This is a genomic window from Streptococcus sp. AS20, assembly GCF_000524255.1.
Taxonomy (GTDB): domain Bacteria; phylum Bacillota; class Bacilli; order Lactobacillales; family Streptococcaceae; genus Streptococcus; species Streptococcus constellatus.
On sequence record NZ_JANS01000005.1, the window covers coordinates 235825 to 253757 of the forward strand.

Annotated in this window: 18 protein-coding genes; 11 read left to right on the forward strand and 7 right to left on the reverse strand. The window is 38.0% G+C overall.

Annotated elements, in window-relative coordinates; all coding sequences use genetic code 11:
- Positions 1–263: 263 nt before the first annotated feature.
- Together HMPREF1514_RS02130 and HMPREF1514_RS02135 are read left to right on the forward strand one after the other, a co-directional pair.
- Complete coding sequence (locus HMPREF1514_RS02130; protein WP_003068917.1) at positions 264–938, forward strand: response regulator transcription factor; 675 nt, start codon at positions 264–266, stop codon at positions 936–938.
- A complete protein-coding gene (locus HMPREF1514_RS02135; protein WP_037596944.1) occupies positions 928–2274 on the forward strand; it encodes a sensor histidine kinase in 1347 nt (448 codons plus the stop codon). Before HMPREF1514_RS02130 ends, HMPREF1514_RS02135 begins: the two co-directional genes overlap by 11 nt.
- Before the next feature lie 470 nt (positions 2275–2744).
- Here the strand turns inward: HMPREF1514_RS02135 and HMPREF1514_RS02140 are convergent, their stop codons facing one another.
- The gene (locus tag HMPREF1514_RS02140) at positions 2745–4193 is read right to left on the reverse strand and encodes an alpha-amylase (RefSeq protein WP_037596945.1); all 1449 of its coding nucleotides are present in this window, start codon (positions 4191–4193) and stop codon (positions 2745–2747) included.
- A gap of 177 nt (positions 4194–4370) precedes the next feature.
- Between HMPREF1514_RS02140 and HMPREF1514_RS02145 the strand changes: the two genes are divergently transcribed.
- Positions 4371–5984 carry a M20/M25/M40 family metallo-hydrolase gene (locus HMPREF1514_RS02145; protein WP_037596947.1) on the forward strand — a complete coding sequence of 538 codons (1614 nt, stop codon included), beginning with the start codon at positions 4371–4373 and terminating at the stop codon, positions 5982–5984.
- Between the two features lie 47 nt (positions 5985–6031).
- Here the strand turns inward: HMPREF1514_RS02145 and HMPREF1514_RS02150 are convergent, their stop codons facing one another.
- The 3 genes from HMPREF1514_RS02150 to coaA form a co-directional block, all read right to left on the reverse strand.
- Complete coding sequence (locus tag HMPREF1514_RS02150) at positions 6032–6541, reverse strand: DNA topology modulation protein (RefSeq protein WP_020997811.1); 510 nt, start codon at positions 6539–6541, stop codon at positions 6032–6034.
- 64 nt (positions 6542–6605) lie between these two features.
- Entirely contained in the window at positions 6606–6842 is a 237-nt protein-coding gene (gene rpsT / locus HMPREF1514_RS02155; protein ID WP_006269392.1) for a 30S ribosomal protein S20, read from the reverse strand.
- Between the two features lie 68 nt (positions 6843–6910).
- Positions 6911–7831 (reverse strand): type I pantothenate kinase, encoded by a 921-nt coding sequence (gene coaA, locus HMPREF1514_RS02160; protein ID WP_003068922.1) that lies wholly within the window; start codon positions 7829–7831, stop codon positions 6911–6913.
- Positions 7832–7926: 95 nt separating this feature from the next.
- Here coaA and HMPREF1514_RS02165 point away from each other — a divergent pair, with 95 nt between their 5' ends.
- The 8 genes from HMPREF1514_RS02165 to HMPREF1514_RS02200 all read left to right on the forward strand — a co-directional run bounded on the left by HMPREF1514_RS02165 (position 7927) and on the right by HMPREF1514_RS02200 (position 15663).
- Positions 7927–8520, forward strand: coding sequence for a class I SAM-dependent methyltransferase (locus HMPREF1514_RS02165; protein WP_037596949.1), 594 nt, complete (start codon positions 7927–7929; stop codon positions 8518–8520).
- Entirely contained in the window at positions 8517–9794 is a 1278-nt protein-coding gene (locus HMPREF1514_RS02170; protein ID WP_003068925.1) for a pyrimidine-nucleoside phosphorylase, read from the forward strand. Before HMPREF1514_RS02165 ends, HMPREF1514_RS02170 begins: the two co-directional genes overlap by 4 nt.
- An 18-nt stretch (positions 9795–9812) precedes the next feature.
- On the forward strand, positions 9813–10475 hold the full coding sequence (deoC, locus tag HMPREF1514_RS02175; RefSeq protein WP_037596950.1) for a deoxyribose-phosphate aldolase: 663 nt from the start codon (positions 9813–9815) through the stop codon (positions 10473–10475).
- The gene (locus tag HMPREF1514_RS02180) at positions 10462–10851 is read left to right on the forward strand and encodes a cytidine deaminase (protein ID WP_003068929.1); all 390 of its coding nucleotides are present in this window, start codon (positions 10462–10464) and stop codon (positions 10849–10851) included. The genes deoC and HMPREF1514_RS02180 overlap by 14 nt, the downstream gene beginning before the upstream one ends.
- A gap of 72 nt (positions 10852–10923) precedes the next feature.
- The gene (locus tag HMPREF1514_RS02185) at positions 10924–11982 is read left to right on the forward strand and encodes a BMP family lipoprotein (protein ID WP_006269420.1); all 1059 of its coding nucleotides are present in this window, start codon (positions 10924–10926) and stop codon (positions 11980–11982) included.
- A 130-nt stretch (positions 11983–12112) separates the two neighbouring features.
- Positions 12113–13648, forward strand: a complete 1536-nt coding sequence (locus HMPREF1514_RS02190; protein ID WP_006269415.1) for an ABC transporter ATP-binding protein — start codon at positions 12113–12115, stop codon at positions 13646–13648.
- Entirely contained in the window at positions 13641–14705 is a 1065-nt protein-coding gene (locus HMPREF1514_RS02195) for an ABC transporter permease (protein WP_037596951.1), read from the forward strand. Before HMPREF1514_RS02190 ends, HMPREF1514_RS02195 begins: the two co-directional genes overlap by 8 nt.
- Before the next feature lies 1 nt (position 14706).
- Positions 14707–15663 carry an ABC transporter permease gene (locus tag HMPREF1514_RS02200; protein ID WP_037596953.1) on the forward strand — a complete coding sequence of 319 codons (957 nt, stop codon included), beginning with the start codon at positions 14707–14709 and terminating at the stop codon, positions 15661–15663.
- Between the two features lie 79 nt (positions 15664–15742).
- On the opposite strand, the gene HMPREF1514_RS02205 is transcribed toward HMPREF1514_RS02200, so the two are convergent.
- From HMPREF1514_RS02205 to HMPREF1514_RS02215, 3 genes are all read right to left on the reverse strand, one after another.
- On the reverse strand, positions 15743–16678 hold the full coding sequence (locus HMPREF1514_RS02205; protein WP_037596954.1) for an IS30 family transposase: 936 nt from the start codon (positions 16676–16678) through the stop codon (positions 15743–15745).
- 108 nt (positions 16679–16786) lie between these two features.
- On the reverse strand, positions 16787–17434 hold the full coding sequence (gene trhA / locus HMPREF1514_RS02210) for a PAQR family membrane homeostasis protein TrhA (protein WP_037596955.1): 648 nt from the start codon (positions 17432–17434) through the stop codon (positions 16787–16789).
- Positions 17418–17876: a DUF1836 domain-containing protein gene (locus HMPREF1514_RS02215; RefSeq protein WP_006267836.1), complete on the reverse strand. Its 459-nt coding sequence runs from the start codon at positions 17874–17876 to the stop codon at positions 17418–17420. Before HMPREF1514_RS02215 ends, trhA begins: the two co-directional genes overlap by 17 nt.
- Positions 17877–17933: the final 57 nt, after the last annotated feature.

Below are 17933 nucleotides of genomic sequence, written 5' to 3' on the forward strand. Positions count from 1 at the left end.
TTTTAGAGAAAGTCATGCTATAATAGAATCAGAATAGCAGAAAGTCAGTAGATTGAGTTTTAACACGAAAATGTGAAAATAGTTGATTGGTTCATAATTAAGGGAATGGGGAAGAAGTGGAATTTTAAAATTTTTAGTTCTTATTCTATTCTGAAAGAAACAGGATGCTGCTTAAATGCTCGGCTATTGCGCCGTTTAGTACATAACGAATTATTGATTGAGGGATATTTGTCCTAAACTCATATTTTTAGAAGGAAAAGCGTATGATTAAGATTCTATTAGTAGAAGATGACCTTGGTTTATCTAACTCAGTATTTGATTTTTTGGATGATTTTGCAGATGTCATGCAAGTTTTTGATGGTGAGGAAGGCTTGTACGAAGCTGAAAGTGGTGTGTACGATCTTATCTTACTTGATTTGATGTTACCGGAAAAAGACGGTTTTCAAGTATTGAAGGGATTACGTGAAAAAGGTGTTACAACACCGGTATTGATTATGACAGCTAAAGAGAGTTTGAATGATAAAGGACATGGCTTTGAGCTGGGAGCCGATGATTATTTGACCAAACCATTTTATTTGGAAGAGTTAAAAATGCGGATTCAAGCTCTTTTGAAACGATCGGGCAAGTTTAATGAAAATACTCTTTCTTATGGCGATGTAACCATTAATTTGTCAACGAACACGACACTTGTAGATGGAAATGAAGTAGAGTTACTCGGAAAAGAATTTGATTTATTAGTATATTTCTTGCAGAATCAAAATGTTATTCTACCGAAGACGCAGATTTTCGATCGCTTATGGGGGTTTGATAGTGATACAACCATTTCAGTTGTAGAAGTTTATGTCTCAAAAATTCGGAAAAAATTGAAAGGGACGACCTTTGCGAATAATCTTCAAACACTTCGCAGCGTCGGATATATTTTAAAAGATGCTGAATAAACTAAAAAAAGCATGGTATGCGGATGATTTTTCTTATTTCATTCGCAATTTTGGTATTTTTACTCTCATTTTCTCAGCTATGACTTTGATTATCATTCAAGTTATGCGCTCAAGCCTTTATACAACGGTAGATAACAATTTAAAAAGCTTGAGTCAAGATTCGGCTTCTGTGATTAATTTAGCGCTTGCTCGAAAAGTAGGGCTAGATCAAAAGTCAGAAAATGGAGAGCCTAAAAGTGGAACAGCTGACAAAGAGTTGACAGATAAACCAAATGTTAGTGCCAATACAGAAGTTATTTTATTTGATAAGAATTATAAGCCGATTATTACAAGCAATAATTTCTTAGGGTTCAATAAACTTTCCTTTAATAGCAAGCAATTAGACCACATTCGTCAGATTCAAGTAAAAAGCAATTATGGTCGAGAAGAAACCTATCGAATGATTTTATTTGAGGTAAAACTGCCTAATTTGGAGACCAATGTCAAATACGCAGCGGTTTTTATCAATATCAGTCAATTGGAACAAACTAGTCAAAATCATGAACAGTTGATTGTGGTGGTGATGATTAGTTTCTGGGGAATTTCCTTGATTGCTAGTGTTTATCTTGCACGGGTCAGTGTTAAACCTCTTTTAGAAAGCATTCAAAAGCAAAAAAGTTTTGTCGAAAACGCTAGTCATGAGTTGCGTACACCTCTAGCTGTGTTGCAAAATCGTTTGGAGACTTTATTTAGAAAGCCAGAAGCTACTATTATGGAAGCCAGTGAAAGCATTGCTTCTAGTTTGGATGAAGTGCGGAATATGAAAATGTTGACGACAAACTTACTCAATCTAGCACGACGTGACGACGGGATTAAACCAGAAATTGGCGATGTCGAGCCAAATTTCTTTAATACAACTTTCACCAACTATGAAATGGTTGCCGCAGAGAATGGGAAAATTTTCCGGTTTGACAATAAGATTCACCGCGTAATTAAAACGGATAAAACCTTACTGAAGCAATTGATGACTATCTTGTTTGATAATGCCCTGAAATATACAGATGAAGATGGTGTGATTGAATTGACAATTTCTGCAAATGATCGAAATTTGTTTTTGAAGGTTTCGGATAATGGTCCGGGGATTAGTACGGCAGATAAGAAAAAGATTTTTGATCGTTTTTATCGTGTTGATAAAGCACGGACTCGGCAGACAGGTGGTTTTGGTTTAGGGTTGTCGCTTGCAAAGCAAATCACAGAAGCTCTTAAAGGAACCATTGCAGTGAAAGACAATAAGCCTAAAGGAACTATTTTTGAGGTGAAGATTGCGATTCGAACGGATAATAAAAAGAAAAAATAGATTTAGGATACTTTCAGTGTACCTGTAAAGAAAGTTATTCCGAAAGATGATAATAAAACGCGACCAAGTCAAGACGAGTTGTTAGCTAATCTTGATTTGGTCGTGTTTTTTTCTTGTTTAAAAGCATAGTTGAATGAGAATGTCAACATCGTTCTTTCTTGCTTTCATATGCCCGGCGGACGAAGCAAGTAAATTTTAGTTTATTCCGTCAGCCCGGCAGACGAGTTGCCTGAGTTTTAATTTATTCTGTCAGCTGGGCGGACGAGCTGACTAAGTTTCAGTTTATTCCGTTAGCCGGGCGGACAAGTTGTCTAAGTTTCGGTTTATTCTGTCGACTGGGCGGACGAGCCGCCTAAGTTTTAGTTTATGCTGTCAGCCGGGCGGACGGGGGTCTCAACTTTCGGTTTGCTTCGTCGCCCCGATCGACAGAGAGAGCGAATTTGGGTTTGGCTCTCTCTGTGTTCCTTATTTTATTGCGCAGACCAGACGCTAACTGATTTTTCTGCAACTGGGAAATCTGCCCAGCCGTCTTCCTCGATTATCACGGCTGAAGAATTGTTTCCTAAGTAATCTTTAAACTCCTTACCAGCCCAATTTTCACCAATATACATGCGTTTTGAATTAGCTTGATCATTTGTCAAAATAACAGCAATTGGCTGTCCATTGTCTTTGCCTGAACGGGTCCAAGCAATGCAATGCTCGTCGTCAAAATAATCCGTCTGTTCGCCATAGGCTAAGTTGAGGCGAATATCTAATAATTTATCAAGAACTGTTTGGAAGCTGGCTTGAGCGAATTCGCCGTTGATACCATAGTAGTCTCCATAGAAAACGCAAGGTAGACCTGCTTTACGCAATAAAATGAGAGCATAAGCAGCAGGCTTAAACCATTCTTCAACAGTTGATTCCAGCGCTTGTCCACGTTGTGTGTCGTGATTATCGACAAAAGTAACAGCCGATTCAGGATGATTTTTGACGAGTGTTTGTTCAAAAATATTTCTCAAATCATAGTCCACTCCAGCGCGACTAGCATCAAATAGATTATGATGAAGCTTGACATCAACTAAATCAAAACGATAGTCAATGCTTCCTAAATAATCGTTATTTGCAGTTTCATCACCATTCCAAAACTCTCCAAAGACATAGAAATTTTCTCCATACTTCGCCATAATATCACGGATAAAATTTCTCATAAAGAAAGAGTCGATATGCTTAATAGCGTCTAACCTAAAGCCATGAATGCCAGTCGTTTCGATAAACCAATCTGCCCAATCATAAAGGTTTTGAATGACTTCTGGGTGCTTAAAATCAAGGTCAGCATACATGAGATAATCAAAATTGCCATTTTCGTTATCAACTAAGTCATCATCTGCCCACCCTTTGTTGTCTCCTTGAATGAGATAAATCCCTGATTTATTCCGTTGAGCATCGTAATCAGTCCCAGTAAAGTGATACCAATGCCACTCAAAATCATTGTATTTTTTGTGGCGACCTGGAAACGTGAATTTAGTCCAACCTTTAATTTCAAAAGGTTCAGAGAGTGCAACTGTACGATCGTTTGGGTCAACTTCAATAACAGTAAATCGCTCTTTGTAATCTGCTGCTGCTTTGTGATTTAAAACGATATCTGCAATAGGCTCGATTCCATTTTCTTTGAGCGACTTAATAGCTTTCAAATATTCTTCTTTTAAGCCGTACTTTGTTCGAATCGTTCCTTTTTGGTCAAACTCGCCTAAATCAAATAGGTCATAGATACCGTAACCAACATCGTTGGAACTAGTAGCTTTAAAAGCTGGTGGCATCCAAACCTTGCAAATCCCTTTAGAAGCTAGATGTGGGGCATCTTTTGCTAAGCGATTCCAATGTTGTCCGTCATTTGGTAGATACCATTCAAAATATTGCATCAATGTTTGATTTTCCATACGAGATACTTCTTTCTTATCTTGATGGCTATTATTTTATCAAAATAACTCTTTTGACGCAAACGTTTGCGTAAATTTTATAGAATCAGAAACGATAAAATGGATTGAAACTGTTATTTTGAAGGTATATAATAAAGCTAGTGAGCTATTTTTATTAAAAAGTTGAAGGAGCCATTGATGAAAAATAGGATTCAAGATGTTTTTGACAAGAGTATGGCAATTGAGAGTTTCACCCATACGAGTTCAGAAAGAAATATAGAAAATTTTCTCAATCAATATATTGGCAGTCTGCCGTATTTTCAGGAGCATTCGGATTACTTTGGCACATATCAGATTCCGAATGATTTTTTTCATCGCAGCGTGAATTGGGCTTTAGTAAAACGTCATTGTGCAGATACAGTGATTTTGTTTCATCACCATGATACAGTTGATATTGAGGATTTTGGCAATTTAAAGGAAATTGCCTTTGATAATATGGCTTTGAAAAAGGCTTTAGCAAGTTCTGCACTGGGTCAGGATGTGTTAGAAGATATAATTTCTAACGAATGGCAATTTGGTCGTGGATCATGTGATATGAAAGCTGCATTGGCTTTGCAATTGGGAGTAGTTGCAGAATATGCGAGCAAAGCAGAAGGGAAAGTGAATCTTCTTTATTTATCTGTTGGAGATGAGGAATCTTATTCTCAAGGAATGCGAGCTGCGGTAGGTTTGCTCTCTGATTTGAAGAAGAAATTTCATTTAAATTATATCTTGGCTATTGATTCAGAACCATTTGAAAGCAATTCAGCTCAGGAAAAAATGCTGCATGTTGGAACAGTTGGGAAAATGATGCCTGTCGTGGTTACGCAGGGTATTCTTTCCCACATGAAAGAGCCTCTCAAGGGTATCAATGCTGTTTCGCTTCTAGCAAAAGTAGTAGAAAAAATTGATCTTAATCCTCTCTTGTCGGATTTGATTGATGGAGAGCGGGCTCCTTTGCCCTCATGGTCTTATATGCGTGATTTGAAGGAAAATTATGATGTATCAACTGTTCTCAGGGCAGCAGGCTATTTTAACGTTCTTTATTTAGATAAAAGTCCGAAAGAGCTGATGATGACAATTCAACATCTTTGTCAAGAAGCTGTTGATGAATTTTATGAGCGCTATCAGACTTTGCAGGTGGTTTATAAAGAGTATAAAAAAGTCACAAAACCTCGTGTACTGACTTATGATGAGTTAATCCAGTTATGTCAAAAGAAGTCTGGATTTGAAGAATTTATGCACAAGGTAACCCGATCTGCTCATAAAGCATTTCAAGCGGGCTTAAGCTATCAAGAAATAACCATTGAAACTGTTCAAAAGGTGTTAGATTTCTATGATAAAAAGGAAGCATTTGTGGTGCTGACCATTGCACCACCTTATTATCCTTCTATGAATTGCCGGCATCTGAAAAATAGTGTGGTTGATATTGAAAAACTCATTGCACTTTATAGTAGATACTTAGCTGATACGGCGGCTGCTCGTCTAACAGTAGAAGAGTTCTTTATGGGAATTTGCGATATTAGTTACTGTGCTTTAGAAAAATCTGTTGAAGAACATCAGAAAATTATCGATAGTATGGCTGTCCCTGAAAATTTATATCCGATTGATTTCGAGAAAATTCAGGATATCAATGTTCCTGGAATCAATCTGGGTCCTTGGGGAAAGGATTTACATCAGTTAACAGAACGCGTCTATGAAAAGGATATGTTGAAGACGATTCCTCAATTTCTGTTATATTTGTTAGAACACATTGACAGCATTAAAAAATAAAACAAGAGAGCTATATTCAGTTTAGTTAGGGATATAGCTCTTGTTTTTTATGAAAATTGTGCTAAAAAGTTATCTAGTTCCTTTTGATTGTGAAGGGTTATCCATTTAGAAGCGTACATTTTTTGAAGTTTTTCATAACGCGTGCGAATGTTTATCGTTCGCCCGTCATGTAGAATCCAGCGGATAAATTCCCAATCAAATTTTTCAATGCACCCCTTTGCCGTACTATCGCGATTTTTGCCACGATAAATCAGATAACGCTTAAAAGCACGATAGAGACAACTCCAACGTGAGAAATTTAAAAAAATAATTCGGTCTGCTTGTTTCATTCTCTCTTCATAGCAGCAGGAGCTGTAGTTTCCGTCTATCACCCAGTTTTCTTTGGCTTCTAAAAATCCTTTAACTTGCTCTTGCATCCAGCTGCGGTCACTCATTTCCCAATTGGGTAGAAACTGCAGTGTGTCTAAATGCAATTTGGGAATAGAGTAATACTGGGCTAATTTGGTCGTTAAAGTAGATTTTCCCGATCCAGAATAACCAATGATTGCAATTTTCATATCTAGCCTTTCTGTTTTCAGCAACAAAAAAAGCTCCACTGAGCTCTTTTTTACGTTATGCAGATTATTTTGCTAGTTTTGTAGCAAGACGTGCTTTATCGCGGCTCGCTTTGTTTTTATGAATCAAACCTTTAGTTTCTGCTTTATCGATAGCTGAGCTTGCAGCGCGGAAAAGTTCTTCAGAAGGATTTGCTTCAAATGCTTTAATTGCAGAACGCATAGCTGATTTTTGAGCTGAGTTTTTTTCGTTTTGTTTAACGTTTAATTCAGCGCGTTTGATAGCTGATTTAATATTTGCCAATGTTTTCACCTCCAATGATATACTAACTATCTAATTATATATGAAAAGTTGAAATTTGACAAGCCTTTTTATTTTTTAAGATAAATTTCATCAATTTCATGATTTTCTGTTTTATGAAGAATAATTTCGGCTCGGTTGCGTGTGGGTTCAATATAATCCTGTAAATTGACAAGATTAATAGATTTCCAGACATTTTGAGCAAATTCCATGACTTTGTTTTCTGGCTGAGAAGTGAAAGGATGATAATAGTTAGTTGGCTCTTCTTTTGCTAAAGTGAGCAATTTTTTAAAACGATCCAGATACCAAGTTTCGATATTTTCAACTTCTGCATCCACGTAAATCGAAAAATCAAAGAAATCCGTCATGTAGAGACGTTCATTTTGTGGATTTTGAAAAACATTGATACCTTCAACGATGACAAAATCTGCGGCTGTAACATACTGTTTTTCGTCTGGAACAATATCATAAATTTCATGAGAATAAACAGGAATTTGATAATCCTTTCCATTTTTGATATTGTCCAAAAAGTCAAGCAAGAGCCCCATATTATAGCTTTCTGGAAAGCCTTTGCGCTTGAGAAGATTTTGCTCCTGCAAGTGAGCATTTGGATAAAGAAATCCGTCCGTCGTCACCAATTCAACAGTAGCATTTGAAAATGTTCTAGATAAAAGGATTTGCAAGAGCCGACTGGTAGTAGATTTTCCAACAGCAACGCTGCCAGAGACACCGATAATAAACGGTTGGCGTTTGATAGCTTTCTGTAAAAAAATACCTTTTGAAAATGCTAAATCTTCTTTTGAGCGCTTATAAATTTGGATGAGATTGGTCAAGGGAAGATAAACATCTGTTACATCTTGAAGGCTAATCTTATCATTGAAACTTTTGATGGAATTTAGCTCTTTTTGCGTTAAAGGTGGAGTTGTTTTGCGATGTAAGTTTTGCCAAGTTTTTCGACTAATTTTTTCAAAATGGATAAATTCGTTATTCATAGAGGACTCCTATTAATATGACCATTAGTATATCATAATTTTAAACAAATTGTAAACGGTTTACAAATAAAAGGTCTTTATGTTAAAATAGTTTTATGACTAAAATGTATTTCGCAGAAAATCCAGATGCAGAACATGATATTCACGAACTGAACGTTCAACTTCTGGGGCAAAATATGACTTTCTTGACTGACTCCGGCGTCTTTAGTAAGAAAATAATTGATTATGGAAGTCAAACGCTTTTAAAGTGTCTTGATTTTCATAAGCAAGAAAGCGTATTAGATGTTGGTTGTGGCTATGGAACATTAGGACTTACTTTAGTCAAGGCTAAAGAAGTCAAGGCGACCCTTGTTGATATAAATCAGCGTGCTCTTGATTTAGCTCGCCAAAATGCTAATCGTAATCAAGTTCTAGCTACGATTTTTCAATCTAATATTTATCAAAATGTAGAAGGGAGATTTCATCATATTATCAGCAATCCACCGATTCGAGCTGGGAAACAGATTGTTCATGAGGTGATTGCAGGAAGCCATGCGCACTTACTAGACGGAGGTGACTTGACGATTGTTATTCAAAAAAAACAGGGAGCGCCAAGTGCAAAAGCTAAGATGGAAGAAGTATTTGGAAATTGCGAAATTTTAAAAAAAGATAAGGGATATTATATCCTTAGAAGTAGGAAGGAAATATGAGAACAGTTGATGTTATTCAGAAAAAGCGGGATGGCTTAGAATTAACCAGCGATGAAATTAAGTGGTTAATCGAAGGATATGTTGCTGGAACCGTGCCCGATTATCAGATGTCGGCTTTTGCAATGGCAGTATATTTTAAAGGCATGAGTACTCGCGAGATTTCTGATTTGACGATGACCATGGTAGGCACAGGTCAGCAAATTGATTTGTCAGCTATTTCTGGAATCAAGGTTGATAAACATTCGACCGGAGGTGTAGGCGACAAAGTGACACTGGTGTTAGTACCATTGGTGGCTAGTTTTGGCGTGCCTGTTGCTAAAATGAGTGGTCGTGGACTCGGTCATACAGGAGGAACACTTGATAAACTAGAATCCATTAAAGGATTTCAGATTGAGCGCAGCCAAGAAGAATTTATTAAACAAGTGCAGGATATCGGATTGTCCGTTATTGGTCAGTCAAATCAGTTGGTGAAAGCTGATAAGTTACTTTATGCTTTGCGTGATGTGACAGCTACCGTCGATACGATTCCTCTGATTGCAAGTTCTGTTATGAGCAAGAAAATTGCAGCTGGTGCGGATAGTATTTTGTTAGACGTGACAGTTGGCGAGGGTGCATTTATGAAAAATCTAGAAGATGCACGTGCTCTAGCTCGTACTATGGTTGATTTAGGAAAGGCGGTTGGGCGTAGGACGACAGCAGTTATTACTGATATGAGCCAACCTCTGGGAACTAGCATTGGTAATCGTTTGGAAATCCTTGAAGCTTTGGATATCCTGCAAGGAAAAGGACGAGAAGATGTAACAGAATTTATTTGTGAATTAGGCCAAATCATGCTTGGCTTAGCAAATGTTGAAAAAACTGTAAAAGAAGTGCGGGAACATCTATTTGATGGATCGGCACTGCAAAAATTTGAAGCCATGGTTGTTGCACAAGGTGGCGATTTAGAAGATTTGTACCGCCCTTCATCAGCAAAATACGTTGTAGAAGTGACTGCAGATGAAGCGGGTTATATTTCTGAATTACCAGCGATGGAGTTTGGTTTATTTGCTATGCGGCTGGGCGCAGGTCGAGCTGTGAAATCTGATGCATTAGACTTTGAAACAGGAATTGTTTTTGAAAAGAAAGTCGGAGAGCCGGTCAAAATCGATGAAATTGTCGCAAAAATTTATGCAAATGAAAAAATTTCACAAGAACTAGTTACAGAATTCAAAAAAAATGTTAAAATAAGTAATGAGCCGAAAAAAGTTCAAGAGATTATTGAAGTAATCGCTTAACTTACAGGAGAACCGAAAATGAAGTTAAATAAATATATAGATCATACGCTTTTAAAGCCAGATGCTCACCAAGAGCAAATTGAAAAATTGATTGAAGAAGCAAGAGAATATGATTTTGTAAGTGTTTGTGTTAATCCAACATGGGTCAGTTTTGCAGCAGAAGGATTACGAGATACAGATGTTAAGGTTTGTACTGTTATTGGTTTCCCTTTGGGTGCAAATACACCTGCTGTAAAAGCCTTTGAGGCAAAAGATGCCATTAAGAACGGAGCAGACGAAGTAGACATGGTTATCAATATTGGTGCTTTGAAATCTCAAAATCTGGTGTTGGTAGAAGAAGATATTGCTGCTGTTGTGGAAGCGAGCGGTGACACACTTGTAAAAGTAATTATCGAAACTTGTTTGTTAACTGATGAAGAAAAAGTTGTAGCGTGTCAGTTAGCCCAAAAAGCTGGTGCAGACTTTGTAAAAACTTCAACTGGATTTTCAACAGGTGGAGCTACTGTTCATGATGTAGCATTGATGAGAAAGACAGTAGGTCCAGATATGGGTGTTAAAGCTTCAGGTGGGGCTCGTTCGTATGAAGATGCAGTTGCATTTATTGAAGCAGGCGCAACGCGTATCGGAGCTTCTTCTGGTGTAGCCATTATGAAAGGAGAAAAAGCTAGTGGCGACTACTGAGTTGATTGATCTAGCGATTGAGACAAGTAAAAAAGCTTACGTTCCTTATTCTCATTTTCCGATTGGCGCTGTACTAGTAGCTAAAAATGGTCAGATTTTTACAGGCGTAAACATTGAAAATGCTAGTTTTGGTCTGACGAACTGCGGTGAGCGGACAGCCATATTTAAGGCTATTTCAGAAGGTGTTACGGAGTTTGAGGAATTAATCGTTTATGGTGAAACTCAAAAGCCCGTTTCTCCGTGTGGAGCTTGTCGTCAAGTAATGGCAGAATTTTTTCCGCAGAATTTAAAGGTAACACTTGTTGCCAAAGATAAATCGACGGTCGTGATGACGGTCAGGGAATTACTTCCGTATTCTTTTACTAACTTGGAGTAGTTGGTAAAAATGGTCATTTGACCAAAGTTAATTTTGCAACTTTGTTGCACATCTTATTTAGGAGGTTCAGAGATGAACAAGAAACAATGGCTAGGCCTTGGTCTAGTAGCTGTCGCAGCAATCGGACTTGCTGCATGTGGTAACCGTGCATCTAAATCAAGCAATAAAGATGCAAAGACAGATTTGAAAGCTGCAATTGTAACAGATACAGGTGGTGTAGATGATAAATCGTTTAACCAATCAGCTTGGGAAGGTTTGCAAGCTTGGGGTAAAGAAAATGGTTTGACAAAAGACCATGGCTTCACTTATTTTCAATCTACTAATGAATCAGAATATGCTACTAACCTTGAGCAGGCAGCTTCTGGTAATTACAAGTTGGTCTTTGGTATTGGTTTTGCTCTTCGTAACGCTGTAGAAGCAGCAGCAAAGGATCATTCTGATACGAACTATGTTATCATTGATGATGAGATTAAAGGTCATAAGAACGTAGCTTCTGCTTTATTTGCTGATAATGAAGCTGCTTACCTTGCAGGTGTGGCTGCAGCAAAAACAACTAAAACCAAGAAAATTGGCTTTGTTGGTGGTATTAAAGGTGCTGTTTTGACTCGCTTTGAAAAAGGTTTTGAAGCAGGTGTGAAATCTGTTGATCCATCTATTAAGATTGATGTGAAATATGCAGAAAGCTTTAGTGATGCAGCAAAAGGTAAAACCATTGCAGCTGCTCAATATGCAGCTGGTGCAGATATTGTTTACCAGGTAGCCGGTGGTACTGGTGCAGGTGTATTCAACGAAGCAAAATCCATCAATGAAACTAGAAATGAATCTGAAAAAGTTTGGGTTATTGGTGTTGACCGTGACCAAAACGAAGAAGGTAAATACAAATCTAAAGATGGCAAAGAATCTAATTTTGTTTTAGCTTCTACTCTGAAACAAGTTGGTGGTACTGTAAAAGATATTGCTAACAAAACAGCAAAAGGGAAGTTCCCTGGAGGTAAAACTACAACTTATGGTTTGAAAGATAAAGGTGTAGATTTAACAACTAAGAATTTGTCTGCTGAAGCTAAAAAAGCAGTAGAAGATGCAAAAGCAAAAATCCTTGATGGAAGTATTAAAGTTCCTACAGATAAGTAATCTGACACTCAAGAAGCGACCTTCGTGGGTCGCTTTTTTGAGATTGAGACAGCTTTTGTCTCAGTAAAGCTGGCTAATCTTTTAGTGAGTTTTACTGAAATAAAATAATTTCTGAAAGGAATTTAATCATATGGCACATGAAAATGTCATTGAAATGCATGAAATAACCAAGATTTTTGGTGAATTTGTCGCAAATGACAAAATTAACCTTAATCTAAGACGTGGTGAAATTCATGCACTTTTAGGAGAAAACGGAGCGGGGAAGTCCACTCTGATGAATATGTTGGCGGGCTTGCTTGAGCCAACAAGTGGTGAGATTACTGTGAATGGAAAGTCAGTAACAATTGATTCTCCATCAAAATCAGCATCTTTAGGAATCGGGATGGTTCACCAACATTTTATGTTGGTAGAGGCTTTTACGGTTGCTGAAAACATTATTTTGGGGAGTGAAACGACGAAAAATGGTGTTTTAGACATTAGGAAAGCAATCAAAGATATCACGGAGCTATCTGAAAAATATGGTCTTGCTGTAGATCCTACAGCAAAAGTCGAAGATATTTCAGTTGGTGCGCAACAGCGTGTTGAAATCTTAAAGACCTTGTATCGTGGCGCTGATATCCTGATTTTTGACGAACCAACCGCAGTGTTAACTCCTTCAGAAATTGAAGAACTAGAGCATATCATGAAAAATCTAGTTAAAGAAGGAAAATCCATCATTTTGATTACGCACAAATTGGATGAAATTCGTGCTGTTTCAGATCGTGTCACCGTTATCCGTCGTGGTAAAAGTATTCAAACTGTTGAGATTGGTGGAGCAACGAATAAAGATCTTGCTGAAATGATGGTTGGGCGTTCGGTATCCTTTACGACAGAAAAAATAGCATCAGACCCTAAGGAAGTTATTCTATCCATTAAAGATTTGATCGTTAATGAAAATCGTGGTGTGCCTGCTGTTAAAAATTTGTCTTTGGATGTGCGAGCTGGTGAAATTGTCGGAATTGCTGGGATTGATGGCAATGGACAAAGTGAGCTAATTCAAGCAATCACAGGCCTTCGGAAAGTAAAATCAGGAAGTATTACTATAAAAGGCGAAGAAGTCGTTGGTCTATCTCCAAGGAAGATTACCGAAATGCAAGTCAGCCACGTTCCTGAAGATCGGCATCGTGATGGCTTAGTACTGGAGATGATGCTGTCTGAAAATATGGCTTTGCAAACTTATTACAAGGAGCCATTAAGCAAAAATGGCATTTTAAATTATAATAATATCACTTCTTATGCACGCAAATTAATGGAGGAATTTGATGTTCGTGCTGCAAGTGAAACTGTTCCAGCATCTGCACTTTCAGGAGGAAATCAGCAAAAAGCGATTATTGCTCGTGAAATCGATCGTAATCCAGATCTTTTAATCGTTAGTCAACCAACTCGTGGACTTGATGTTGGGGCGATTGAATATATTCACAAACGTTTGATTGAAGAGCGCGATAAGGGGAAAGCTGTACTTGTTGTCAGCTTTGAATTGGATGAAATTTTGAATGTTTCAGATCGTATCGCTGTTATCCATGATGGTAAAATTCAAGGCATTGTAACCCCTGCTGAAACCAATAAGCAAGAGTTAGGTATCTTGATGGCTGGTGGTGAAATTAAGAAGGGAGATTCAAATGACTAAGAAAACACAGCAAATTGCAGTGCCTTTGATTTCCGTTGTTCTTGGGATTTTGCTGGGCGCCATTGTCATGTGGATTTTTGGATATGATGCCATCTGGGGCTATGAAGAACTATTTAAAGCCGCTTTTGGTACTATTCGGAGTATTGGTGAAATTTTCCGTGCAATGGGTCCACTTATTTTAATTGCTCTTGGATTTGCAGTGGCAAGTCGAGCTGGATTCTTTAATGTTGGTTTGCCTGGACAAGCTTTAGCAGGTTGGATTTTGAGCGGCTGGTTTGCACTTTCGTTTCCGAACCTTCCACGTCCGATTATGATTCTCGCGACAGTTGTCATTGCAGCAGTAGCCGGTGGGATTATTGGAGCAATTCCTGGTATTCTTCGTGCTTACTTAGGAACGAGTGAAGTTATTGTAACGATCATGATGAACTACATTGTTCTTTATGTTGGAAATGCAATGATTCATAGTTTCCCCAAGAGTGTCATGCAAAGTATTGATTCAAGTATTAAAGTTGGAGCAAATGCAACCTATCAAACAGAGTGGTTGCGAGCGTTGACAAACAATTCACGGATGAACATCGGAATCTTCTTTGCAATTATTGCAGTTGTTCTTATCTGGTTTATGTTGAAAAAAACAACACTTGGCTTTGAAATCCGCTCTGTCGGACTAAACCCAAATGCGAGTGAGTATGCAGGGATGTCTGCTAAAAGAACGATTATTCTTTCAATGATTATCTCAGGCGCGCTTGCTGGTGTCGGAGGTGTTGTCGAAGGACTAGGAACATTCCAAAACATCTATGTACAAGGAAGTTCTCTTGCTGTTGGATTTAATGGTATGGCCGTTAGTTTATTAGCTAGCAATTCACCAATTGGTATTCCATTTGCAGCCTTCTTATTTGCAGTGCTCCAAGTCGGTGCTCCAGGTATGAATACCGCAACGATTCCGGCTGAGTTGGTAAATATTGTAACAGCGTCTATTATTTTCTTCGTAAGTATTCATTATATCATTGAACACTTTATCAAACCAAGAAAACAAGCAAAAGCCAAGGGAGGAAAATAAGATGAATTTTGTAACGATGTTAAGTCTATTAGTTTCCTCTATGCTGATTTATGCAGCACCTTTGATTTTTACAAGTATTGGTGGAGCTTATTCTGAGCATGCAGGAATTGTCAATGTCGGACTCGAAGGTATTATGGTGATGGGGGCTTTTTCAGGAGTTGTCTTTAATCTTACTTTTGTCAATACTTTTGGAAATTTAACTCCGTGGCTGGCACTTTTGGTTGGCGGTATTGTGGGATTGATTTTCTCTCTTATCCATGCTGTTGCAACGATTAATTTCCGAGCCGATCATGTTGTTAGTGGTACAGTGCTCAATTTGATGGCACCTGCCTTAGCAATTTTCTTGGTAAAAGCTTTCTATAACAAAGGACAAACGAATAATATTCAAGTATCATTTGGCAAATTTAACTTTCCGCTATTATCAGATATTCCTGTCATTGGAGATATTTTCTTCAAACATACCAGTCTAATGGGGTATATTGCAGTAGTATTTGCCTTTCTAGCTTGGTTCATTATGTTTAAGACGAAATTTGGGCTGCGTTTACGTTCTGTAGGGGAGCACCCACAAGCGGCTGATACATTGGGAATCAATGTTTATCTCATGCGTTATTATGGTGTGATGATTTCAGGTTTCCTTGGCGGTGTCGGCGGTGCGATTTATGCTCAATCTATCTCAGTAAACTTTGCTGCAACAACGATTATCGGACCAGGCTTTATCTCACTGGCTGCTATGATTTTTGGTAAATGGAACCCAATTGGAGCTATGTTTTCAAGTCTCTTCTTTGGACTGTCACAAAGTTTAGCTGTTATCGGAAGTCAATTGCCATTCCTATCACACGTACCAGCAGTTTATTTGCAAATTGCACCGTATGTACTAACTATTGTCGTATTAGCGGCTTTCTTCGGAAAAGCTGTTGCACCAAAAGCAGATGGTGTTAATTATATCAAATCAAAATAATTTATTGCAAAAAGCCAAGTTACTTTTCAAAGTAGCCTGGCTCTTTTTATAAGATAAATTGCAAGAATAAGTGCAACATTTACTTGAACTCATCCACTAGAGCTTCACAAGCCGTTCTGTAAGCTAAACATTTTCGTGGTCGGTGATTGATATCATATAAGGCCTTGTTCAAAGCCACATCAGAGATAGCGGCTAAATCTGTTTTCTTTGGAAAATATTCTCTTAGTAAGCCATTGGCGTTTTCATTGCTTCCTCTCTGCCAGGATGAATAGGCGTTCGCAAAGAAAAAGGAAATTCCTAAGTTTTCTACCAGAGGATAGCAGGCAAACTCTTTTCCCCTGTCTGAAGTGAAGGTTTTAAGAGCCTCTTTTGGAAATAGCCTACAAAGTTGTTCGATGGCTGAAAACATGGCTTTGGCTGTTCTATCTGGTATCTTGAAAGCTAAGTAAAAACGAGTTTTTCTCTCTAGAAAAGTCGCTAAACACCCCTTGCTTTTGCCTCTGGAAGACACCACAGTATCAAGCTCCCAGTGGCCAAAAGTTTCACGATTCCGGACCTCTTTAGGACGTTTGGCAATCAATGTGCCAATCCTAAATCTTCCACGTGTTTCTTTAGGTTGTCGAGTTTTTCCTTTACGACGAAGGACACTCAAATCCAGATCAATCAAACCAGCATAGAGCCAGTTATAGATTGTTTTAAAAGCTACCATCGGCCTTTGTTCAAGCTGATAGCGGCCACAAATCTGTTCAGGCGACCAGGAGGATTTTAAACCGTTCTCAATTTCCTTTTTCAACTTTGGTGTCAAACGAGACTTCCGACCTTTTTGTTTGGCCCTGCGGTCGTACTCTTCCTGTGCTAAGACTGCAGAATAACCATTTTGACATCGTCTTAACTCTCTTGAAATGGTAGACTTATGGACGCCAAGTTTACTTGCAATTTGGCAAGGTTTTAAACCTAATTCCAAGTAGGTTTCTATCTTTATTCGGTCGGTTATGGTAAGATGGGAGTAGCTCATAGTTTTTCCTCGGGTTCTGTTTGTGTGGTTACTTACAGTTTACACCAATGAAACGCTATGAGTTTTTTTGTTGCACTATATTTAAAGAATAATTGTCTTTAAAGTTACTTACATAAAATATACAATTGCAAGATACTGAAGTGCAGATGCTGCTAGGATGAAGAGATGCCAAATCATGTGAAAATATGGCTTTTTCTTAGCATAAAATCCTGCACCAACAGTATAGCAGAGTCCTCCAGCCAGCATCAGTCCCCAGAAGACTGGTCCTGTTTGCCCAATGATTTGGGGAACGATAAGAATCACTAACCATCCCATAATAAGATACAGTGCCAAACTGAATTTTTCATTAACTTTTTTAGCAAATATTTTATATAAAATACCAAAAATGGTGCTTCCCCATTGAATGCCAATGATAAGGTAACCTAACCAGTTATTCATAAGAGACAATACAACGGGGGTATAGCTTCCAGCGATAGCGATATAAATCATCGAATGATCAATGATTCGCAAGATATACTTGTGTGTAGAACCATAGCTCATAGAGTGGTAAATGGTTGAAGAAAGAAACATCAGAAATAAACTGATGACAAAAATTGAAACTCCGACGGCAGCAAGCATACCATGTTCTTCATAGCTGTAAATAGCAGAAATCGGAAGTAAAATTAGCATGATGATAGCACCAATAGCATGAGTAACGGCATTGGCGATTTCTTCACCAAAACTCAGCTGCTTGCTAAGTTTAAGGGTTTGGTTCATCTTTTGTCCTCCTTTCTAAGGATAAAGCAAGATCTTTCGTTTGATGAAATAATTTTACAGTTTGACAGGCTGCTTCAATAGCAGGTGCAGTATTATCTGTTTTTTCCTCTCGCATACAGTAGACAAATTCATTGTAGAGAGTAGCAGAATCCTTTTCGTTTACTAAAAGCTGAATCGTTTTGATAATATCTGGTATAGGAAAGACAGGCTTCAAAGTTGTCAATACAATCAATCGAGCAATCTGGATACGATTATATTTCTTCTTAATTGGTTTTGGAATGTGAGCGTGTTTGACATAGTTATTAACCATAGCAGCGGTTAAAGATTTATCTGTACCACGAAACGCCTGTTCGTTTACACCATTCACATAGAGAAGAACTTGGTCAAGATAGAGATCTAAGTCAGGTAATTCCTCCCAAGTTGGGAATTGTGTGATTTTCAAAATATCCACCTCTTCATAATCTAGTCTTAATAACCAGATTATATAATAATAAATGTC